This is a genomic window from Streptomyces sp. NPDC030183, assembly GCF_055573455.1.
On sequence record NZ_JBVIBK010000023.1, the window covers coordinates 45,069 to 65,300 of the forward strand.

At 72.2% G+C, this 20,232-nt stretch carries 16 protein-coding genes and 1 pseudogene; 11 read left to right on the forward strand and 6 right to left on the reverse strand.

Annotated elements, in window-relative coordinates:
• Positions 1 to 144 precede the first annotated feature (144 nt).
• From scy to ACZ4Z2_RS26410, 6 genes are all read left to right on the forward strand, one after another.
• Positions 145 to 3,993: a polarized growth protein Scy gene (gene scy / locus ACZ4Z2_RS26385; protein WP_468079218.1), complete on the forward strand. Its 3,849-nt coding sequence runs from the start codon at positions 145 to 147 to the stop codon at positions 3,991 to 3,993.
• A 235-nt stretch (positions 3,994 to 4,228) separates the two neighbouring features.
• Positions 4,229 to 5,167: a coiled-coil domain-containing protein gene (locus tag ACZ4Z2_RS26390; RefSeq protein WP_159773153.1), complete on the forward strand. Its 939-nt coding sequence runs from the start codon at positions 4,229 to 4,231 to the stop codon at positions 5,165 to 5,167.
• Between the two features lie 135 nt (positions 5,168 to 5,302).
• Positions 5,303 to 6,268: an ABC transporter ATP-binding protein gene (locus ACZ4Z2_RS26395; protein ID WP_468079220.1), complete on the forward strand. Its 966-nt coding sequence runs from the start codon at positions 5,303 to 5,305 to the stop codon at positions 6,266 to 6,268.
• A 2-nt stretch (positions 6,269 to 6,270) separates the two neighbouring features.
• Complete coding sequence (locus ACZ4Z2_RS26400) at positions 6,271 to 7,041, forward strand: ABC transporter permease (RefSeq protein ID WP_468079222.1); 771 nt, start codon at positions 6,271 to 6,273, stop codon at positions 7,039 to 7,041.
• A gap of 175 nt (positions 7,042 to 7,216) precedes the next feature.
• Positions 7,217 to 8,476 (forward strand): ABC transporter ATP-binding protein, encoded by a 1,260-nt coding sequence (locus tag ACZ4Z2_RS26405; RefSeq protein WP_468079224.1) that lies wholly within the window; start codon positions 7,217 to 7,219, stop codon positions 8,474 to 8,476.
• Complete coding sequence (locus tag ACZ4Z2_RS26410; protein ID WP_468079226.1) at positions 8,473 to 9,342, forward strand: ABC transporter permease; 870 nt, start codon at positions 8,473 to 8,475, stop codon at positions 9,340 to 9,342. The genes ACZ4Z2_RS26405 and ACZ4Z2_RS26410 overlap by 4 nt, the downstream gene beginning before the upstream one ends.
• A 47-nt stretch (positions 9,343 to 9,389) precedes the next feature.
• Here the strand turns inward: ACZ4Z2_RS26410 and ACZ4Z2_RS26415 are convergent, their stop codons facing one another.
• Positions 9,390 to 9,731, reverse strand: a complete 342-nt coding sequence (locus ACZ4Z2_RS26415) for an ATP/GTP-binding protein (protein ID WP_468079227.1) — start codon at positions 9,729 to 9,731, stop codon at positions 9,390 to 9,392.
• A 222-nt stretch (positions 9,732 to 9,953) separates the two neighbouring features.
• On the opposite strand from ACZ4Z2_RS26415, the gene ACZ4Z2_RS26420 reads away from it, so the two are divergent.
• The gene (locus ACZ4Z2_RS26420) at positions 9,954 to 10,982 is read left to right on the forward strand and encodes an LLM class flavin-dependent oxidoreductase (protein WP_468079229.1); all 1,029 of its coding nucleotides are present in this window, start codon (positions 9,954 to 9,956) and stop codon (positions 10,980 to 10,982) included.
• Positions 10,983 to 11,195: 213 nt separating this feature from the next.
• Here ACZ4Z2_RS26420 and ACZ4Z2_RS26425 read toward each other — a convergent pair whose 3' ends face one another.
• Positions 11,196 to 11,588 carry an SCO5389 family protein gene (locus ACZ4Z2_RS26425; protein WP_055717359.1) on the reverse strand — a complete coding sequence of 131 codons (393 nt, stop codon included), beginning with the start codon at positions 11,586 to 11,588 and terminating at the stop codon, positions 11,196 to 11,198.
• A gap of 341 nt (positions 11,589 to 11,929) precedes the next feature.
• Between ACZ4Z2_RS26425 and nucS the strand changes: the two genes are divergently transcribed.
• Positions 11,930 to 12,610 (forward strand): endonuclease NucS, encoded by a 681-nt coding sequence (gene nucS / locus ACZ4Z2_RS26430; protein ID WP_468079231.1) that lies wholly within the window; start codon positions 11,930 to 11,932, stop codon positions 12,608 to 12,610.
• Positions 12,611 to 12,775: 165 nt separating this feature from the next.
• Here the strand turns inward: nucS and ACZ4Z2_RS26435 are convergent, their stop codons facing one another.
• The 4 genes from ACZ4Z2_RS26435 to ACZ4Z2_RS26450 form a co-directional block, all read right to left on the reverse strand.
• Positions 12,776 to 15,478: an ATP-binding protein gene (locus tag ACZ4Z2_RS26435; RefSeq protein ID WP_468079233.1), complete on the reverse strand. Its 2,703-nt coding sequence runs from the start codon at positions 15,476 to 15,478 to the stop codon at positions 12,776 to 12,778.
• Positions 15,479 to 15,780: 302 nt separating this feature from the next.
• Positions 15,781 to 16,104, reverse strand: a complete 324-nt coding sequence (locus ACZ4Z2_RS26440; protein WP_009297239.1) for an STAS domain-containing protein — start codon at positions 16,102 to 16,104, stop codon at positions 15,781 to 15,783.
• 183 nt (positions 16,105 to 16,287) lie between these two features.
• Entirely contained in the window at positions 16,288 to 17,136 is an 849-nt protein-coding gene (locus tag ACZ4Z2_RS26445) for a 3-hydroxyacyl-CoA dehydrogenase family protein (RefSeq protein ID WP_468079234.1), read from the reverse strand.
• Positions 17,137 to 17,265: 129 nt separating this feature from the next.
• Positions 17,266 to 17,907: a TetR/AcrR family transcriptional regulator gene (locus ACZ4Z2_RS26450; RefSeq protein ID WP_468079236.1), complete on the reverse strand. Its 642-nt coding sequence runs from the start codon at positions 17,905 to 17,907 to the stop codon at positions 17,266 to 17,268.
• Positions 17,908 to 17,996: 89 nt separating this feature from the next.
• Here ACZ4Z2_RS26450 and ACZ4Z2_RS26455 point away from each other — a divergent pair.
• The 3 genes and pseudogenes from ACZ4Z2_RS26455 to ACZ4Z2_RS26465 all read left to right on the forward strand — a co-directional run.
• Positions 17,997 to 18,776, forward strand: a pseudogene (locus ACZ4Z2_RS26455) (ABC transporter ATP-binding protein); the annotation flags it as partial.
• Positions 18,777 to 18,788: 12 nt separating this feature from the next.
• Positions 18,789 to 19,538, forward strand: coding sequence for an ABC transporter permease (locus ACZ4Z2_RS26460; protein ID WP_468079367.1), 750 nt, complete (start codon positions 18,789 to 18,791; stop codon positions 19,536 to 19,538).
• A 13-nt stretch (positions 19,539 to 19,551) separates the two neighbouring features.
• Positions 19,552 to 20,124 (forward strand): cob(I)yrinic acid a,c-diamide adenosyltransferase, encoded by a 573-nt coding sequence (locus ACZ4Z2_RS26465; RefSeq protein ID WP_468079238.1) that lies wholly within the window; start codon positions 19,552 to 19,554, stop codon positions 20,122 to 20,124.
• Positions 20,125 to 20,232 lie beyond the last annotated feature (108 nt).

Sequence of the window (20,232 nt, forward strand, 5' to 3'; positions counted from 1 at the left end):
GGGTCCAGGTTTCGGGGGACGAGGGTGAGGGCGGCAGCCCGTGCTCCGCCGTTGATCTGACACCATTCCCCGGGGGCCCCGTTCGCCGGTTGGACGGAGCTCGTTTGCCAGAGGTTGCGACCAGGGGACGGATGGGACCGCGCAGTGCGGGGCTACGAACGCCAGGAGCGAGAGCCGGCGGCTGACGTCGACCACCTCTCTCGGTTCGAGGCCGAGATGGAGCGGCTGAAGACCGAGCGGGAAAAGGCGATCCAGCACGCCGAGGACCTCGGCTACCAGGTCGAGGTGCTGCGCGCCAAGCTGCACGAGGCGCGCCGCACCCTCATGTCCCGGCCCGCCTACGACGGCGCCGACCTCGGGTACCAGGCGGAGCAGATGCTGCGCCAGGCCCAGATGCAGGCCGACCAGCTGCGCGCCGACGCCGAGCGCGAGCTGAGCCAGGCCCGGGCGCAGACCCAGCGGATCCTCCAGGAGCACGCCGAGCAGGCCGCGCGCCTCCAGGCGGAGCTGCACCAGGAGGCCGTCACCCGCCGCCAGCAGCTCGACCAGGAGCTGTCCGAGCGCCGCCAGACCGTCGAGTCGCACGTCAACGAGAACGTGGCGTGGGCCGAGCAGCTGCGGGCCCGCTCCGAGCAGCAGGCCCGCCGGCTCGTCGAGGAGTCCCGTGCCGAGGCGGAGCAGGCGCTGGCCGCCGCCCGCGCCGAGGCCGAGCGGCTCACCAACGAGGCCCGCCAGCGCCTCCAGAGCGACGCCGAGGCGGCCCGCGCGGAGGCCGACCAGATCCTGCGCCGCGCCCGCGCCGAGGCCGAGCGCCTGCTGAACGCGGCGTCCACGCAGGCCCAGGAGGCCACCGAGCACGCCGAGCAGCTGCGCTCCTCCTCCGCCACCGAGTCGGACAGCGCGCGCCGCCAGGCCGCCGAGCTGAGCCGGGCCGCCGAGCAGCGCATGTCGGAGGCCGAGACGGCGCTGCGCGAGGCGCGGGCCGAGGCGGAGAAGCTGGTCACCGAGGCGAAGGAGAACGCGGCCAAGGCCCTCTCCGCCGCCGAGTCGACGAACGAGCAGCGCACCCGTACGGCCAAGGAGCAGGTCGCCCGGCTGGTCGAGGAGGCCACGAAGGAGGCCGAGGCCACCAAGGCGGCCGCCGAGGAAGTCGTCGCTGACGCCAGGGCCGAGGCGGAGAAGCTGCTCGCCGAGGCGGCCGAGAAGGCCCGCTCGGTCACCGCGGAGGAGTCCGCCTCCCAGCTCGCCAAGACGGCCAAGACCGCCGAGGACGTGCTGAACAAGGCGTCCGAGGACGCCCGCAGGACCACCAAGGCCGCCGCCGAGGAGGCCGAGCGGATCCGCAAGGAGGCCGAGGCCGAGGCGGACCGGCTGCGCGCCGAGGCGCACGACCTCGCCGAGGAGCTCAAGGGCGCGGCGAAGGACGACACCAAGGAGTACCGCGCCAAGACCGTCGAGCTGCAGGAGGAGGCGCGCCGGCTGCGCGGCGAGGCCGAGCAGCTGCGGGCCGACGCGGTCGCCGAGGGCGAGCGGATCCGGTCCGAGGCCCGGCGTGAGGCCGTCCAGCAGATCGAGGAGGCGGCGAAGACCGCCGAGGAGCTGCTCGCCAAGGCGAAGGCGGACGCGGACGAGCTGCGGCAGACGGCCACCGCGGACAGCGAGAAGGTCCGCACCGAGGCCATCGAGCGCGCGTCGGCGCTGCGCCGTCAGGCCGAGGAGACGCTGGAGCGCACCCGCAAGGAGGCCGAGCGGCACCGCGCCGAGGCCGAGGAGCAGTCCGAGGAGCTGAAGGCCGAGGCCGAGCGCACCGTCCGCGAGCTGCGCGAGGAGGCCGAGCGGGGCATCGCGACCCGGGAGGCGGAGGCCGCCGAGGGGCTGGCCCGGCTGCACACGGACGCCGAGCAGCGGCTCACCTCCGCCGAGGAGGCGCTCACCGACGCCCGAGCCGAGGCCGAGCGCATCCGCCGCGAGGCCGCCGAGGAGGCCGACCGGCTGCGCACCGAGGCCGCCGAGCGCATCCGTACGCTCCAGGCGCAGGCCGAGGCCGAGGCGGAGCGGCTGCGGGACGAGGCCGCGTCGGACGCGTCCGCGTCGCGTGCCGAGGGCGAGGCCGTCGCCGTCCGTCTGCGGTCGGAGGCCGCGGCCGAGGCGGAGCGGCTGAAGTCGGAGGCGCAGGACACCGCGGACCGGGTGCGGGCGGAGGCGCAGGCCGCCGCCGAGCGGCTCGCCGCGGAGGCGTCGGAGACGCTGGCCGCCGCGCAGGAGGAGGCCGCCCGGCGCCGCCGCGAGGCCGAGGAACTCCTCGGCGCGGCCCGGCAGGAGGCCGACCAGGAGCGCCGGCGGGCCCGCGAGCAGAGCGAGGAGCTGCTGGCCTCGGCGCGCAAGCGCGTGGAGGAGGCCGAGACCGAGGCCGTACGGCTGGTCGAGGAGTCCGAGCGGCGCGCCACGGAGATGGTGTCGGCCGCCGAGCAGCACGCCCAGCAGGTGCGGGACTCCGTCGCCGGGCTGCACGAGCAGGCCCAGGAGGAGATCGCCGGGCTGCGCAACGCGGCGGAGCACGCGGCGGAGCGCACGCGCAGGGAGGCCGAGGAGGAGGCGGACCGGGTCCGCGCCGACGCCTACGCGGAGCGGGAGCGGGCCACCGACGACGCCAACCGGGTGCGCCGTGAGGCCCGTGAGGAGACGGACGCGGCGAAGGCGCTCGCGGAGCGCACGGTCGCGGAGGCGATCGCCGAGGCGGAGCGGGTGCGTTCGGAGGCGTCCGAGCACGCCCAGCGGGTCCGTACGGAGGCGTCGGACACCATCGCGCGGGCCGACCAGGACGCCACGCGCACCCGCGCCGAGGCCCGCGACGACGCCAACCGCATCCGGTCGGACGCGGCGACGCAGGCCGACACCCTCATCACCGAGGTCACCGCCGAGGCGGAGCGGCTGACGCGGGAGACCAACGAGGAGGCCGAGCGGGTACGGGCGGAGTCCGTCGCGCAGGCCGAGCAGCTGATCGCCGAGGCGACCGACGAGGCGGAGCGGCTGCGGGCCGAGGCCGCCGAGACGGTGGGTTCCGCGCAGCAGCACGCGGAGCGGGTCCGGCACGAGGCCGAGCGGGTCAGGGCCGAGGCGGAGGCGGAGGCCGAGCGGCTCACGTCGGCAGCCCGCGAGGAGGCCGACCGTACGCTCGACGAGGCCCGCAAGGACGCCAACAAGCGGCGCTCTGAGGCCGCCGAGCAGGTCGACACGCTCATCACGGAGACCGCGGCGGAGGCCGACAAGCTGCTCGCGGAGGCGCAGAAGCAGGCGCTGAAGACCACCGCGGACGCCGAGGCGCAGGCCGACTCCATGGTGGGCGCGGCCCGCACGGAGGCCGAGCGGCTGATCTCCACGGCGACCGTGGAGGGCAACACCACCGTGGAGAAGGCCCGCCAGGACGCCGACGAGCTGCTGGTAGGCGCGCGTCGGGACGCGACCGCGATAAGGGAGCGGGCGGAGGAGCTGCGTGAGCGGATCACGTCCGAGATCGAGGCGCTGCACGAGCGGGCCCGCCGTGAGTCCGCCGAGACGATGAAATCCGCCGGCGACCGTTGTGACGCGCTGATCAAGGCCGCCGAGGAGCAGTTGGAGAAGGCCCAGGCGAAGGCCAAGGAGATCGTTTCCGAGGCGAACTCCGAGGCGGGCAAGGTGCGTATCGCCGCCGTGAAGAAGGCCGAGGGTCTTCTGAAGGAGGCGGAGCAGAAGAAGTCCACGCTCATCCGTGAGGCCGAGGAGCTGAAGGCCGAGGCGATCCGCGAGGCGCGCCGTACGGTCGAGGAGGGCAAGCGGGAACTCGAGGTGCTGGTCCGGCGCCGCGAGGACATCAATGCGGAGATCTCCCGTGTCCAGGACGTCCTGGAGGCGTTGGAGTCTTTTGAGGCCCCGTCGAGCGGCAAGGACGGTGGAGTCAAGGCGGGTGCGGCGGCCGGTTCTACTCGATCGGGTGGCAAGTCGTCAGACGGCTAGCGGGATCGGGTTGTTGCGGGTATGTTTCCGCGCCGCCCGGCCCGTCAGACACCCATGTGTGTCCTTCCTGTGCTCGCCAGGGCCTTGATGCAAAGTTTCTGGCAAGTATTCCGATGGTCGGCCACTCAAAAGGGGTGTCATTCTCCAGATCAAACGTGCATCCGCTCGATGACACGCCGCTTCGCCCCCTAGGATTCCACCTATCACCTCACCGGTCTCATTCGACAGGAACCCCATGAGCGACACTTCCCCCTACGGCTTCGAGCTTGTGCGGCGTGGATACGACCGCGCTCAGGTGGACGAACGTATCTCCAAGCTCGTCTCCGACCGTGACTCCGCTCTCGCCCGCATCACCGCCCTCGAGAAGCGCATCGAGGAGCTCCACCTCGAGACGCAGAACGCCCAGGCCGCGGTCACCGACGCGGAGCCGTCCTACGCCGGTCTCGGCGCCCGCGTCGAAAAGATCCTCCGCCTCGCCGAGGAGGAGGCGAAGGACCTGCGCGAGGAGGCCCGCCGCGCCGCCGAGCAGCACCGCGAGCTCGCCGAGTCGGCGGCCCAGCAGGTGCGCAACGACGCCGAGTCGTTCGCGGCGGAGCGCAAGGCCAAGGCCGAGGACGAGGGCGTCCGGATCGTCGAGAAGGCCAAGAGCGACGCTTCGCAGTTGCGTGCCGAGGCGCAGAAGGACGCGCAGTCGAAGCGCGAGGAGGCGGACGCCCTCTTCGAGGAGACCCGCGCCAAGGCCGCCCAGGCCGCCGCCGACTTCGAGACCAACCTCGCCAAGCGGCGTGAGCAGTCCGAGCGCGACCTCGCCTCGCGCCAGCAGAAGGCCGAGAAGCGCCTCGCGGAGATCGAGCACCGCGCCGAGCAGCTCCGTCTGGAGGCGGAGAAGCTGCGCACCGACGCCGAGCGCCGCGCCCGCCAGACGGTGGAGACCGCGCAGCGTCAGGCCGAGGACATCGTCGCGGACGCGAACGCCAAGGCGGACAGGATCCGTTCGGAATCCGAGCGCGAGCTGGCGGCCCTCACCAACCGCCGCGACTCCATCAACGCCCAGCTCACGAACGTGCGCGAGATGCTGGCGACGCTCACCGGTGCGGCCGTCGCCGCGGCGGGCACGCCGGCGACGGACGACGAGCCGATCTCCCGTGGTGTTCCGGCGCAGCAGACCCGGTAACACCGCTGTGTGACGGCGTCGGCCGTGGGTTCTTGAGGGCCCGCACCCCGTGGGGGTGCGGGCCCTTCGGTGTGGACGGGCCGGGGCCGCGGTGCTCCGGTGGCAGGTGCCCCGGGCCCGTTCTAGCGTGGCCGCATGATCGAGCTCGACGGGCTGACCAAGCGGTACGGGGAGAAGGTGGCGGTCAACAACCTCTCCTTCGCGGTCAGGCCCGGCATGGTGACGGGCTTCCTCGGGCCGAACGGGGCGGGGAAGTCGACGACGATGCGGATGGTCCTCGGGCTCGACCGGCCGACCGCGGGGGATGTACGGATCGACGGCACCCACTACGACCGGCTCAGGGACCCGCTGAAGTACATCGGCGCGCTGCTCGACGCCCAGGCCGTGCACGGCGGGCGGAGCGCGTTCAACCATCTGCTGTGCCTCGCGCAGAGCAACGGGATCCCCCGGGCCCGGGTGCACGAGGTGCTGGACACGGTGGGGCTCACCGCGGTCGCCCGGAAGAAGGCCAAGGGCTTCTCCCTCGGCATGGGTCAGCGGCTCGGCATCGCCGCCGCCCTGCTCGGCGACCCGCGGATCCTGATGTTCGACGAGCCGGTCAACGGACTCGACCCCGAGGGCATCCACTGGATCCGCACCCTGATGAAGTCGCTGGCCGCCCAGGGCCGGACGGTGTTCGTGTCGTCCCACCTGATGAGCGAGATGGCCCTGACCGCCGACCATCTGGTGGTGATCGGGCAGGGGCGGCTGCTGGCCGACACCTCCATGGCCGACTTCATCCAGCGGAACTCACGCGCGTACGTGCGGGTCCGCACCCCGCAGCGCGAGCGGCTGCGCGATGTGCTCGCGGGGGCCGGCATCGTCGTCGTGGAGACGGGGGACGGCGCGTTCGAGGTGGACGGCGGCAAGGCCGAGCACATCGGGGAGCTGGCGGCGCGGCACCAGGTCGTCCTGCATGAGCTGAGCCCGCAACAGGCCTCGCTGGAGGAGGCGTTCATGCGGCTGACGGCCGAGTCGGTGGAGTACCACGCCCACTCCGGGCCCGGGGCCGTGGCCACTCCCACGTCGGCGTGGGGCGAGGACTGGAAGGGAGCGCGCTGAGCATGGCCGCCATCCAGGTCGTACGGTCGGAGTGGACCAAGATCCGGTCGGTGGCGTCCACGGTGTGGACGCTGTCCCTCGCGGTGGTCGTCACCGTCGCGCTCGGCATCCTCATCTCGCTGCTGTCGCGGCACGAGTTCGGCAACCTGAGCCGTGCGGAGCGGCTCTCCTTCGATCCGACGTTCGTGAGCTTCGCGGGGATGAGCCTCGGGCAGCTGGCGATGATCGTGTTCGGGGTGCTGGTGGTGTCGAACGAGTACAGCACCGGGATGATCCGCACCTCGCTCGCGGCGGTACCGCAGCGGGGCACGTTCCTCTTCAGCAAGCTGGCGGTGGCCACCGCACTGGCGTTCGCGGTGGGACTCGCGACCAGCTTCGTGACGTTCTTCCTCGGACAGGCGGCGCTCGGGGAACACCGGGCCGACATCGGTGATCCGGGCGTGCTGCGAGCGGTCGTCGGCGGCGGGCTCTACATGACGCTGATCGCCGTCTTCTCGATGGGGGTCGCGGCGATGCTCCGCGGCCCGATGCTGTCGCTCGGCATCCTGATGCCGTTCTTCTTCCTGATCTCCAACATCCTGGGCAACGTCGACGCCACGAAGAACGTCGGCCGCTATCTGCCCGACCAGGCGGGCAGCAGCATCATGCGGGTGGTCACCCCGGTGGACGACGACACCCCGTACGGGCCCTGGGGCGGCCTCGGGATCATGGCGCTGTGGGTGCTGGCCGCGCTGCTCGGCGGGTTTCTGCTGCTCAGGAAGCGCGACGCGTGATCGCAGCGCTGACCAGCCGAAACGTACATGCCAAGTCTGCGCACCTGTGACCTGCGTGGTTTTACTTCCTCTTGAGCGGAACCGTCAACGCCCGGATAAGCTCCTAACCCTTACGGGGGCGTGCGCCCCGACGTCCTGAGACGAGACGTCCTGAACCGTTCGATGGGTGCGGAGCATGATCGAGGCAGTCGGCCTGACTAAGCGCTACGGCGCGAAGACAGCCGTGTACAACCTTTCCTTCCAGGTGCGGCCGGGGGCCGTCACCGGCTTCCTGGGGCCCAACGGCTCCGGCAAGTCGACGACGATGCGCATGATCCTCGGCCTGGACAACCCCACCTCCGGGCAGGTGACGATCGGCGGCTACCCCTACCGCAAGCTGCCGAACGCCGCCCGCCAGGTCGGCGCTCTCCTCGACGCCAAGGCGGTGCACGGCGGCCGGACCGCCCGCAACCACCTGCTGTCCCTGGCCCAGCTGTCGGGCATCCCGGCCCGCCGGGTGGACGAGGTGCTCGGGGTGGTCGGCCTCCAGGACGTGGCCAAGAAGCGCTCCAAGGGCTTCTCCCTCGGCATGGGCCAGCGGCTCGGCATCGCCGCCGCCCTGCTCGGCGACCCCCAGGTGCTGCTCTTCGACGAGCCGGTCAACGGCCTCGACCCCGAGGGCATCCTCTGGGTGCGCAACCTGATGAAGGCGCTCGCCGCGGAGGGCCGTACGGTCTTCGTGTCCTCGCACCTGATGAGCGAGATGGCGCTGACCGCCGACCACCTGATCGTGATCGGGCGCGGCCAGCTGCTCGCCGACATGAGCGTCAAGGACTTCATCTCGGCGAACTCCGCCGACTTCGCGCGGGTGCGGACCCCCAACACCGAGCCGCAGCTGCGCGAGAAGCTGACCTCCGCGCTGACCGAGGCGGGCGGCCAGGTGCTGCCCGAGCAGGACGGCGCGCTGCGGGTCATGGGCCTGCCGCTGCCCCGCATCAGCGACCTCGCGCACGAGGTCGACGTACGCCTGTGGGAGCTGTCCCCGCACCAGGCGTCGCTGGAGGAGGCGTACATGCGGATGACGCAGGGCGCCGTCGACTACCGCTCGACGATCGACCAGAAGGCCGGGCTCCAGCAGCCCCTGCCGCCCGGTGCGCAGCCGCCCATGCCGGTCCCGGGCCAGGGCCAGCCCGGCTGGTACGCGCCGCCGGCGCCGCAGCAGGGCGGTCAGCCCTTCGCGCCGCCGCAGGGCCGGCCGCCGGCCGGTCCGTACGGTGCCCCGGCCCCGGGCGCGCCGCAGCCGAACCCGTACGCGCAGGCCGCGCCCCAGGCCCCGGCCCAGCCGGCCGCCACGCCCGCCGCACCGGCTCCCGCCCAGCCGGCCGCCGCCCCCGCCGCGCCGGCCGCCGCGCCCGCGCCCGCCGCCGATCTGACCAAGTCCGAGGACGCCCGATGAGCACGCCCCAGCCGCACCTCGCCCCGCAGCAGCCGGCCGCCGCCCCCTGGCAGGGCGCGCCGGGCACGTCGTACACCTCGCCGATCCCGGTCGTGCGCACGCACCTCGGGCACGCGATCGTCTCCGAGTGGACGAAGATCAAGTCCGTGCGGTCGACGATCTGGACCCTGGGCGTCTTCGTCTTCCTCCTGTTCGGCCTCGGTCTGCTCTTCGCGGTCATCGCCGCGTCCGCGGACATGAACCTGGAGGGTGAGTCCCCGCTGGGGCTCGGCCTGTTCGGTGTGATGATCGGCAGCGTCTGCCTCATCACGCTCGGGGTGCTGACCACCGCCTCCGAGTACGGCACCGGCATGATCCGGACCACGCTGACCGCGTGCCCGAGCCGCAGCCGGGTGCTGGCCGCGAAGGCGATCGTGTTCTTCGGGCTCGCCTTCACGATCACCCTGGTGGCCACCTCGCTCGTCGCCTTCCTCCAGGTGGCGATCCTGGAGGGCACCAACGCGGCGGACCCGAGCGGCGAGCAGTGGTTCAAGGCGACCGTCGGAGTGAGCCTGTTCCTCGCGCTGTTCGGTCTGCTGTCCCTGCTCATCGGCTCGCTGATCCGGCACTCGGCGGGCGCGATCACCATCATGCTGGGCGTGTTCCTCGCGCCGCTGGTCATCGCGATCTTCATGTTCGCGGAGTCCCTGCGGGACGTGCAGGAGTTCCTGCTCAACTACTCGATCCCGAGCCAGCTCGGTGTCTTCTACGGCGCCGAACTCGGTGCCTCCGGCCCGTCCGGCTGGGACCCGCTGTGGATCATGCTGGGCGTGGTCGCCGCCGCGTTCGCGGGCGCGTTCGCCCTGTTGGAGAAGCGGGACGTGTAACCGCCGGGCGGGCGCCCGGAGTCGGGGCTCCCGCGTGCGGACGCGACCTAGAACCTCGGTGCGTTCCGGGACCGCTGCACCCGCGTGGTGCGGCGGTCCTTCGCGTTCCAGCAGGCCTTGTGCCAGTGGCGTCGTTCGTCGACACCCGAGTGCTCGGGCCAGGCGACGACGTGCGGGACGCCGGAGGGGATCATCTGGTCGCAGCCGGGGCACCGGTAGGTCTTGCCCGCCGCGCTCGCGCCCGCCACATGGCGCACGCTCCACTCCTCGCCCTGCCAGCGCTCGCCGGACTGCCAGCCGCCGTACCGGTCCGAACGGTCCTCGTCGGCGCTCCGGGCCGACGGACCCGACCGGCCATCGCCCTTGGGACGGTTGCGACGCGGGGACACGGGACACCTCACGGGGCTATACAGGGAGCAGGGTTGGTCTCCAGCCTACGCGGGCCCGATGGGGGTACGCGTACGGCACCAATCGCCTCAGAACGCCCTCCGCTCGCAGCATTCTGCAGACAATCGGCAAATCTCGCCGCCAGGCCGTGTCTTCGGCACGTGTCAGAGGGTTATGCCGGGTGGGGGAGCTCCCGAGTCGGAGCCGAGGAAGCAGGAAGTGCGATGCGCGTAGGAACATTTGTACTGGGAGCCCAGTTCCCCGGCCAGGGCCAGGGCGAGGCCCTCCACCGGGCGGTGCGGACGGCGGACGCGGCCGAGGAGGCCGGGCTGGACGCGGTCTGGCTGGCCGAGCACCATTTCGTGCCGTACGGGACGTGCCCGTCGGCGATCACCCTGGCCGCGTTACTGCTGGGGCGCACCCGGCGGATCCGCGTCGGCACGGCGGTCAGCGTGCTGCCCACCGTCCATCCCGTCGCCCTGGGCGAGCAGGCCGCCCTGCTGCATGTCACCTCCGGGGGGCGCTTCTCGCTGGGCGTGGGACGCGGCGGCCCCTGGGTGGACCTGGAGGTGTTCGGCACCGGACTCCAGGCGTACGAGCAGGGGTTCCCGGAATCACTCGATCTGCTGTTGCGCTGGCTGCGGGAACCCTCGGTCTCCGCTTCGGGGGAACGATTCAGCTTCCGTGAGGTCCCCGTCGTCCCGAGGCCCTCGGAGGACCTCGACGAGACGCCCGGCCCCGAGGTCGTGGTCGCCTGCACCTCACCGGCGAGCGTACGGCTGGCGGCCGAGCGGGGGCTGTCGATGCTCCTCGGGATGCACGTCGGGGACGAGGAGAAGGCGGAGATAGTGGCGATGTGGCGGGCCTGCGCCCGGGCCGCGGGCCGTTCGCCGGAGGAGATCGCCGGCGCGGCCCATGTGTCGGCCGGCGTCTGCCAGATCGCGGACCGGCGCACGGACGCCGTGGAGGCGCTCACCAAGGCGATGCCGGGCTGGCTGAAGCAGGGGCTCGACGCCCATGTGACCGTCGACGGCCGGGTCCGCGCCATGCGGGACCCGGTGGCGTACACCGAACTGCTCTGCGGGCTCCACCCGGTGGGGACGCCGCGGCTGTGCGCGGACCGGCTCGCGGCGACGAGCGAGCGCACGGGCATCTCCCGCTTCGCCCTGCTCGTCGAGGGCTCCGGCGATCTGACGGCGACGGAGGAGAACGTACGGCGACTCGGTGCCGAGGTGCTGCCTCACCTCGGCTGAGCCTTGCCGGGTCGAGCGATGAAGTGCGGGTCGTGCCGTGCCGGGTCGTGCCGTGCCGGGTCGTGCCGTGCCGGGTCGTGCCGTGCCGGGTCGTGCCGTGCCGGGTCGTGCCGTGCCGGGTCGTGCGGGTGGTGCCGTGCCGGGTAGCTTGCCGCCCCGCTCTACTGATGCACCTCCCGCGGTGGGAGCGGCAAGCCGTGCTGCGTCACCGCCTCAGCAGTCCCGGAGTTCCGGGGACTGGTTGAGGAGCTGGCCCCGGATCGAGGTGAAGCGGGCGAGCCTGTCGTCCACGGACGGGTCCTGCGGGAACACCGCCACCCGGTGGCAGTTCTGGAAGGCCAGCCGCACACCGAAGTGCCGCTGCAGGGCGCCGCGAATCGCGTCGCTGGCGAGCGCGCGCAGCAGCTGTCCGCGTGCCTGCTCGTCCGGCGGGGGCGTCTGGTTGTCGGCGAACTCTCCGCCTTCCACCTTCAGCTGGACCACCAGGGAGCTGATCATCTCCCACGCGTAGGGCAGGGAGGTCCGGACGCAGTCGACGAAGGCGGCTTCGTCGACCTCGCCTCGCTCGGCCTGTTCGAGTAGGGCCGGTGAGACGTCGAGCGACATGGGTACTCCTCTCGCACCCCCACAACAACAGGGGTTGACGGACAAGGTCGGGGTTCGCCATACCGAACACGCAGAGTGCACGGTTCGCGACCTCCCGTTTCTACGGTAAGCAACCGAACGTGACCGCACCAGGAGATTGCGCGCACCGACCGCACGCTGGACGCTCACAATCAGCCAATGCCGAACAGGAGTTGACAGCGGCACATGCCACGGGACGACGGCGGGCCACGTGCGGACGCCGGGCCGGGTGACGGACGCCGACAGGAGCCGGGCGTGGGTCGGCGAGGTCTCCCGACGGTCGAATCGCGCGCACCCGCCGCCGTCGAGTAGCGTTGCCGACCATGCGTCTCGTCATTGCCCGCTGCTCCGTGGACTACGCGGGCCGGCTCACCGCCCACCTCCCCTCGGCCCCCCGTCTGATCCTGGTGAAGGCCGACGGCAGCGTCTCGATCCACGCGGACGACCGGGCCTACAAGCCCCTCAACTGGATGTCGCCGCCGTGCACCCTGAAGGAGGAGACAGCAGACTCCGAGGGCACGGCGGCCGTCTGGACCGTCATCAACAAGGCGGGCGAGAAGCTCATCATCACCATGGAGGAAGTCCTCCACGACTCCTCGCACGAGCTGGGCGTCGACCCCGGTCTGATCAAGGACGGTGTGGAGGCGCACCTGCAGGAGCTGCTCGCCGACCGCATCGAGACCCTGGGCGAGGGCTACACCCTCATCCGCCGCGAGTACATGACGGCCATCGGCCCGGTGGACATCCTGTGCCGCGACGCCGACGGCACGACCGTGGCGGTGGAGATCAAGCGGCGCGGCGAGATCGACGGCGTCGAGCAACTCACCCGCTACCTGGAGCTGTTGAACCGCGACCCGCATCTCGCGCCGGTCCGCGGCATCTTCGCGGCCCAGGAGATCAAGCCCCAGGCCCGGGTCCTCGCCACCGACCGGGGCATCGGTTGCCAGGTGCTGGACTACGACGCCCTGCGCGGCATCGAGGACGACAAGCTGCGGCTGTTCTGAGCCATTTCACGACGAGGGGCCGGGTCCGCGGACGGACCCGGCCCTTTCTCGTACTGTGGTCACCGTGACGGGGCGAATCGTGACAGGGCGAATCGTGACAGGGCGAGTCATGACGTCGTGACGTCGTGACCGTGGCGTCATGACGTCGCGACCGTGGCGTCGGCATCAGGCCGCGGAGCCGCCCGGCGTCTCGGCGCCGCTCTGCGAGGCGCTCGCCGAGACACTGGTGGACGGCGCGGTGCCGCCCGTGGTCCCGGTGGTCGCCCCGCTGTCGGCGCCGCCCGTCGTTCCGTCCGTGGTCGTCCCGCCGTCCGAGGTGCCGCCGGTGGTGTTTCCGCCGTCGGCACCGCCCGTGGTGTCGCCGGTGGTCCCGCCGTTCGTCGTCCCGCCGGTGGTTTCGCCCGTGGTGGACCCGCCGCCGCCGTCCGCGGCACCCCCGTCCGTGCTGCCGGTGCTCCCGCCGGTCGTGGACCCGCCGCTGTCACCGCCGCCGCCGTCACCACCCGACGATCCGCCGGAGGAGTCGCCGGTCGTCCCACCGTTCGAACCGCCGCCGGACCCGCTCGTGGAGCCGCCCCCGCTCGTCCCGCCGTCCGACGAACCCGACGACTCGGAGGGCGACGGCTCGGTGTCGTCCGACGGCTTCGCCGACTCGCTGGGTGTCGGGTCGTCCGCCGTGCCGTACGTCCCGTCGGGGCCGGGGTCGCTCGGCTCGGGGAGGACTCCGGGGCCGTCGTCGCCCTCGCCCTGCTTGGCCCGGTCGGCGCCGAGGCCGCCGTCGTCGGCGCCCTCGCTGGCGGAGGGGTTGACGCCGATCCGCTCGGCCGGGGTGTTGTTCTTGTCGGAGGTCGCGCCGAGGGTCACCACGGTGCCGAGCACGGCGGCGAGCAGGGCGCCCGCCCCCGCGGCCACCAGATTGCGCCGGGCGCCGCCGACGAAGCCCTTGAACACACCGGCCCGGTGGGCGGGCGAGCCGCCCTCCGTGCGGTGGCTGACGAGGGTGGACTCCCCCGTCGCCGGGGACGGGCCGGCGGCCGTGCCGAAGGCCGCCGGGACGAACCCGGAGGGCACTCCCCCGGGCGGTGCGGCCGACTCCTCGTGCCGGGCGTCGGGCACCTCCTCCCCCGCCGCCGTACGCCCGCCGGGCGGGGTCGCCCCGGAGCGGTCGGCGACCAGGGCGAGCGCCCTGCGGCCGGCGACGGTGCCGCGCTTGTCGGCGAGGGCGCCGCGCAGCCCGATGGACGCCTCCAGCTCGGCGCGGGCCTCGTCGAGCCGGCCGCGGCACAGCGCGAGGACACCCAGCTCGTGGTGGAAGTACGCCTGCTCGCCGACCTCTTCGGCGCGGCGGGCCGCCTCCACGCCCGCCCTGAGCGCCCGCTCCCAGGCGTTCCAGTGCAGGCCCGCCGCGAACGCGGGCGCCGCCTGCCGGGCGAGCCGCACCGCGACGCTGCCCTGCTCGTCCCCGGAGGGCTCGGTGAGCGGCCCGAGAGCGGTCAGCGCGGCGATCAGGGCGTCCGCCTCGGCGGAGACCCGCTCGGGGGTTACCGACGGGTGCCCGGCCCACCAGGCGTAGTGCTGGGCGGCGGTACGGGCCCTGGCCTCGGCGCCGTCGGCGTACCCGGCGGCCTCCAGCTGGGTCCGTACGCCCGGCGCGAGCCGGTAGCGCGCGCCCACCGGGGTGACCAGGGCGCAGCCGACCAGCTCGCCGAGGGCGGCGTCGGCGTGGGTGTCGCCCACGAGGGCGGGCAGATGCGCCTGGTGCGGGACCTCGCCGTCGAGGACCACCGCGAACCGCAGGGTCTCGCGCGCCGACGGGCTCAGCCGGGAGGCGAGCAGCGCGGCGGGCGCGGCGCCCTCGGCGAGCGAGGGCAGCGGTACGTCGGGCCCGTCCTCGGCGGGCTCGAAGGGCACGTCGGCCGGCGGCACGTCCTGGAAGACCCCGAACTCGTCGACGGCGTCCTCGCCGGCCCGCTGCCGGTCCCGTTGCCTGAGCAACGCCCCGGCCTGGGCGAACCGCAGGGGCAGCCCCTCCGACTCGAACCAGAGGTCGCCCGCCCAGTTCGACTCGTCCTCGGTGAGGCTGCGTCCGACGGCGCGCTCCAGCAGCTCCACGCTGCCCGCACGGTCGAGGCCGCCGAGGACGATCTCCTCCAGGGGCGCGTCGGAGGAGGGCAGGGGCGTTTCGGGGGTGGCCGCGATCAGGAAGGCGCACTCGGGGGTGGCGTCGAGCAGGTCGTCGAGCTCGGCTCCGCCGAACTCCAGGTCGTCCAGGACGACGACCGCGCCGATCTCCCGCACGAGCGCGAGGAACTCCTCCCGGCCGGGCCGGTACTCGGGAGCGCTGTGCACGGTCGCGAACAGGTCGTGGAGCAGGTCGTCCGCGGTGCGCCGGAACCCGGAGAGCCGGACGACACCGTCGGGCGCGAGGTCGGCGCAGTCCTCGGCGACGGCGTCGAGGAGCGTGGTGCGGCCCGAGCCGGGGGCGCCGGTGAGGCGGACGGAGCGGCCGCGTGCGAGCAGCCGTACCAGCCGTGCCCGCTCGTCGTCCCGCTGGAGCAGGGGCAGCTTGGGCAGGGCGGGGCCGGGGGGCACCGGCGGCCGGGCGGCGCGGTCGATCCCGGCGCGGTCGGCCGGGGCGTGCTTCCCGGGGCGGGCGGGCAGCTCACCGGGCGGGCAGTTCTCTATCTCGCTGCCGTCGACGGGGTTCACGGTGAGCAGGAAGTCGCCCGAGACCAGCTGGACGGTGCGGGCGAGTGCCGGGGCGTGCCGGTCGAAGTCCTGGGTCAGCGCGTCGCGGGGCGGGCGCCTGCCGGGTGCCTGTGCGTCGTCGTGGCCGTGCTCGTCGGATCCCCGGTTCGTCGGGTCCATAGGTTCTAGCCCCCCAAAAGCGTCTCGTGTGCTGGAGCCCCTCCCGGCCTTGTCGCACACCGCGCTGTCGCTTCTGGTCCGGAACCCGCTCGAGGGTTGCTGGCAGCGGGCAGCCGAACCCTAAACCTTCGCACAGTATCTCCGACAGTCCGGGGTACCGCGCCGCCCGAGACATCACAGTCTCGTGAGGAATTGGGCGTCTGGTGCGTTTCGCCCCCATGGTCCTCACGGCCCCCGGGAGCAGCCATGACGACCGAGTGTCCCGCACGCACCGAGCCATACGTACGAACGCGTACGTGTGTTCACACCCGGGGCAGTGACTCCAGTCCGATGCCGCCCTCGATCGCGAGGATGCGGTGCAGTCGTGTGGCCACGAGCAGCCGCTGCATCTGCGGCGGTACACCGCGCAGCACCAGCCGCCTTCCGCACCGTCCCGCCCGCCGGTGGGCTCCCATGATCACACCGAGTCCGGTGGCGTCCCAGGAGTCCAGCTCTGACAGGTCGAGCACCAGGTCGCCGGCTCCGTCGTCGACAGCCGAGTGCAGGACCGTACGGGCGTCCGCCGCGCTGCGTACGTCGAGGCGGCCCCCGACGACCAGCTCGGCGTGGTCGCCCCTGATGTACATAAGCGCTCCCGTGAGTGCGTCTCGTACTCCGTGATGTGGGTGATGCAACGTCTGACGGCGTTCCACACCGTCAGGTTGCCGTCTGTGAGCGAACCGATACCGAATTCACCTCAAGGGGTGAGGCCCTGGGGGCCCGTACGTTCACGTGCGCGGCAAGTGCCGCGCGTGACGCGCGTGTCGGCGTCAGTGCTTGTAGAAGCCCTGCCCGCTCTTGCGGCCGATGTCACCGGCGTCAACCATCCGGCGCATCAGCTCCGGCGGAGCGAACTTCTCGTCCTGGGACTCGGTGTAGATGTTGCTGGTGGCGTGCAGCAGGATGTCGACGCCCGTGAGGTCGGCGGTGGCCAGCGGTCCCATCGCGTGGCCGAAGCCGAGCTTGCAGGCGAGGTCGATGTCCTCGGCGGTGGCGACGCCAGACTCGTACAGCTTCGCGGCCTCGACGACCAGCGCGGAGATCAGACGGGTCGTCACGAAGCCGGCGACGTCTCGGTTGACGACGATGCAGGTCTTGCCGACCGACTCGGCGAACTCCCGGGCGGTGGCGAGCGTCTCGTCGCTGGTCTTGTAGCCGCGGACCAGTTCGCAGAGCTGCATCATCGGGACGGGCGAGAAGAAGTGGGTGCCGACGACGCGCTCCGGGCGCTCCGTCACCGCCGCGATCTTGGTGATCGGGATGGCGGAGGTGTTGGAGGCGAGCACGGTGTCCTCGCGGACGACCTTGTCGAGGGTCCGGAAGATCTCGTGCTTCACCTCCAGCTTCTCGAAGACGGCCTCGACGACGATGTCCGCGTCGGCCGCCGCGTCGAGGTCGGTGGTGGCGGTGATCCGCCCCAGCGCCGCCTCCGCGTCCTCGGCCGTCAACTTGCCCTTGCCGACGAACTTGTCGTACGAGGCGGTGATGCCGCCGATGCCACGGTTCAGCGCCTCGTCGGTGACGTCGCGCAGGACGACGTCCCAGCCCGCCTGCGCGGACACCTGGGCGATACCGGACCCCATGAGTCCGGCTCCGATGACGGCGAGCTTCCGTGCCACTGTGCGACTCCCCTGGTACGCGCTGTTGATGTATTGCCTCTCGGGCGGACACTAGCGCTCGTGAGGGGCCGTGTGACCGCTTAGTAACGCGAGTCACGTCTCAATGGACGGACATCACACCGGCAGCGCTCACGCGGAGGGTCGGACGGCGTAGTTGAGCACCGTATCGCTCAACAGCCCCTCCATCTCGTCCAGGAGGAGAAGCACCTCTCGGGATACTTCGCCCGGATTGTTCCCGGCGAGCATCCGGCGGCCGACCACGGCCATCGTCGTCTGGTGCACCCAGTTGATCTGACCGGCGATCAGCGTCGGTACGGGGTCCTCGTCCGGAGCGCCGGTCTCCACGCGGAGGACCTCCTCCAGGTTGTCCTGGATCTCCTGCTGGATGCTCCACAGCCGGGAGCGCAGGGGCGGCGCCTCGTGGATGACCTTCATGAAGCGGTCGTACCCCTCCATCAGGCCGACGTTCGGCGAGACCGCCTCGACCTCGGCACGCAGTTCCCGCAGGACCGCCGCGACGGCCGACTCCCCCGGATCGCGGCCGCGCACCCAGCGGGCGAGGCGCTCGACGACGCCCGCGCCGCGGTCGAAGAAGAGGTCCTCCTTGGAGGGGAAGTAGTTGTAGACGGTGTTCACCGAGACGTCCGCCGCGTCGGCCACATCCGCCATCGTCACCGTCACGAAGCCGTGCTCCAGGAACAGGCCGGTGGCGATGTCCGAGATCCGCTGCCGCGTCTCGCGCTTCTTGCGCTCCCTGAGCCCCTCCGCCATGCCCACATCCTAGGCACCCCCTTGATCATTGGGGCCCCTTAAAGTTTGGAGCCATTGCAAAATTTAAGGGACTCTGTTTTTCTGGTGCCATGCCCATCATCAGTGCGGCCGGTCTGGCCCGTACCTTCCGGACGAAGCGCGGCCCCGTGGACGCGGTGCGCGGAATCGACCTCACCGTCCGCTCCAGCGAGATCCTCGGCTTCCTCGGCCCGAACGGCGCCGGGAAGACCACCACCCTGCGGATGCTCACGACGCTGCTGCCCCCCACCGGCGGCGCGGCCACGGTCGCGGGCCACGACCTGGCCGGCGATCCCGCCGGGGTCCGCCGGGCCTGCGGCTATGTGGCGCAGTCGGGCGGGGTGGACCCGCAGATCACCGCGCGGGAGGAACTGGTCACCCAGGGGCGGCTCTACCGGCTGACCAAGGCCCGGGCCGAGGAGCGCGCCGAGGAGTTGGCCCACGACCTCGGCCTCGGCGAGCTGCTCGACCGCAAGTGCGCCGCGCTCTCCGGCGGACAGCGACGCCGTCTCGACATCGCCATGGCGCTCACCCACCGGCCGCGGGTGCTGTTCCTCGACGAACCGACGACCGGACTCGACCCCGGCAGCCGCGCCGACCTGTGGGACCTGGTCCGCCGGCTGCGCGACGAGCACGGCACCACGGTCTTCCTGACGACCCATTACCTCGACGAGGCCGACGCCCTCGCCGACCGGATCGTCGTGGTCGACCACGGGCGGGTCGTGGCCGACGGCACCCCGAGCGCGCTCAAGCTCCGGCACGCCGGGGCGGCCGACGCCTCGCTCCAGGACGCCTTCCTCGCCATCACCGGCCGCGGTCCCGCGCCGGCCGGCCCCGCCCCCGTGACCGTCCAGGACTCCTCGATGCTTCTGCACGACACGGCGCTGGTCTTCGGGCGCTACGCCCGCCAGACCCTGCGCTCCCGTTTCGCGATGCTGTTCGGCGTGCTCATGCCGCTGCTGTACCTGCTCTTCTTCGGCCCCCTGCTCACCGGACTCCCACTCGGCTCGCGCGGCAGCTCCTGGCAGGTGCTGGTGCCGGGTCTGCTGCTCCAGCTGAGTCTGTTCGGGGCCTCCTTCGCGGGCTTCATGGTCATCCTGGAGAAGCAGTCCGGCGTGATCGAGCGGATGCGGGTCACGCCGGTGAGCCGGGCGGCGCTGCTGCTGGGCCGGGTGCTCCGGGACGCGGCGGTCTTCGTCCTCCAGGCGGTGCTGCTGGTCCTCGCGGCGCTGGTCATGGGGTTGCGCGCCCCCGTCGCCGGCATCCTGATCGGCTTCGTCTTCGTGGCCCTGCTGACGGTCTCGCTGGCCTCGCTGTCGTACGCGCTCGCCATGAGGGCCCGCTCGCAGCACGAGTTCGGTCCCGCGGTCAACGCCCTGACGATGCCGTCGATGCTCCTGTCGGGCCTGATGCTGCCGATGTCCCTGGCCCCCGGCTGGCTCGACCTGCTGTCCCGCTTCGTACCGTTCCGCTATCTGGTGGACGCGATGCGCGACGCCTACGTCGGCGTGTACGCCTCCCCGTCCATGCTGTACGGCGTCCTCGCCGCCGTCGGTCTCACGGCGTTCGCCGTGACGGTGGGCACACGGGTCTTCCGGACGGCCGGGGCGTAACTACGCTGGCCGCATGGTCAATCTGACGCGCATCTACACCAGGACCGGCGACAAGGGCACCACCAACCTCGGCGACATGAGCCGGGTGCCCAAGACCGACCTGCGGATCTCGGCGTACGCGGACGCCAACGAGGCGAACGCGGTGATCGGGACGGCGATCGCGCTGGGCGGGCTGGACCGGGAGGTCGTGGAGGTCCTCACCCGGGTGCAGAACGACCTCTTCGACGTCGGGGCCGACCTGTCCACGCCCGTCGTCGAGAACCCCCAGTTCCCGCCCCTGCGCGTCGAGCAGTTCTACGTCGACAAGCTGGAGGCCGACTGCGACCGCTTCAACGAGCGGCTGGAGAAGCTGCGCTCCTTCATCCTGCCGGGCGGCACCCCTGGCGCGGCCCTCCTGCACCAGGCATGCACGGTCGTCCGCCGCGCCGAACGCTCGACCTGGGCCGCGCTGGAGGCCCACGGCGACTCCATGAACCCCCTCACCGCCACCTACCTCAACCGCCTCTCCGACCTCCTGTTCATCCTCGCCAGGACCGCGAACAAGGAGGTCGGAGACGTCCTGTGGGTACCGGGCGGCGAACGCTGACCACCTGACACCCACCGGACCGGCCCTCAAGGGGCGCGGGGAACGGCGTGCGGACCACGCACGTCCCCGCGCCCGCGCGACCAGGCACCTGCCCGCGCCCGCCGCCCC

What these genes read in the sequence shown, in the direction of transcription:
- ACZ4Z2_RS26440 (WP_009297239.1), bottom strand. Translation starts at nt 16,104, where the DNA reads ATGTACATCAGGGGCGACCACGCCGAGCTGGTCGTCGGGGGCCGCCTC.
- nucS (WP_468079231.1), top strand. Translation starts at nt 11,930, where the DNA reads ATGCGTCTCGTCATTGCCCGCTGCTCCGTGGACTACGCGGGCCGGCTC.
- ACZ4Z2_RS26465 (WP_468079238.1), top strand. Translation starts at nt 19,552, where the DNA reads ATGGTCAATCTGACGCGCATCTACACCAGGACCGGCGACAAGGGCACC.
- ACZ4Z2_RS26395 (WP_468079220.1), top strand. Translation starts at nt 5,303, where the DNA reads ATGATCGAGCTCGACGGGCTGACCAAGCGGTACGGGGAGAAGGTGGCG.
- ACZ4Z2_RS26405 (WP_468079224.1), top strand. Translation starts at nt 7,217, where the DNA reads ATGATCGAGGCAGTCGGCCTGACTAAGCGCTACGGCGCGAAGACAGCC.
- ACZ4Z2_RS26425 (WP_055717359.1), bottom strand. Translation starts at nt 11,588, where the DNA reads ATGTCGCTCGACGTCTCACCGGCCCTACTCGAACAGGCCGAGCGAGGC.
- ACZ4Z2_RS26450 (WP_468079236.1), bottom strand. Translation starts at nt 17,907, where the DNA reads ATGGCGGAGGGGCTCAGGGAGCGCAAGAAGCGCGAGACGCGGCAGCGG.
- ACZ4Z2_RS26400 (WP_468079222.1), top strand. Translation starts at nt 6,271, where the DNA reads ATGGCCGCCATCCAGGTCGTACGGTCGGAGTGGACCAAGATCCGGTCG.
- ACZ4Z2_RS26435 (WP_468079233.1), bottom strand. Translation starts at nt 15,478, where the DNA reads ATGGACCCGACGAACCGGGGATCCGACGAGCACGGCCACGACGACGCA.
- ACZ4Z2_RS26390 (WP_159773153.1), top strand. Translation starts at nt 4,229, where the DNA reads ATGAGCGACACTTCCCCCTACGGCTTCGAGCTTGTGCGGCGTGGATAC.
- ACZ4Z2_RS26420 (WP_468079229.1), top strand. Translation starts at nt 9,954, where the DNA reads ATGCGCGTAGGAACATTTGTACTGGGAGCCCAGTTCCCCGGCCAGGGC.
- ACZ4Z2_RS26410 (WP_468079226.1), top strand. Translation starts at nt 8,473, where the DNA reads ATGAGCACGCCCCAGCCGCACCTCGCCCCGCAGCAGCCGGCCGCCGCC.
- ACZ4Z2_RS26460 (WP_468079367.1), top strand. Translation starts at nt 18,789, where the DNA reads ATGCTTCTGCACGACACGGCGCTGGTCTTCGGGCGCTACGCCCGCCAG.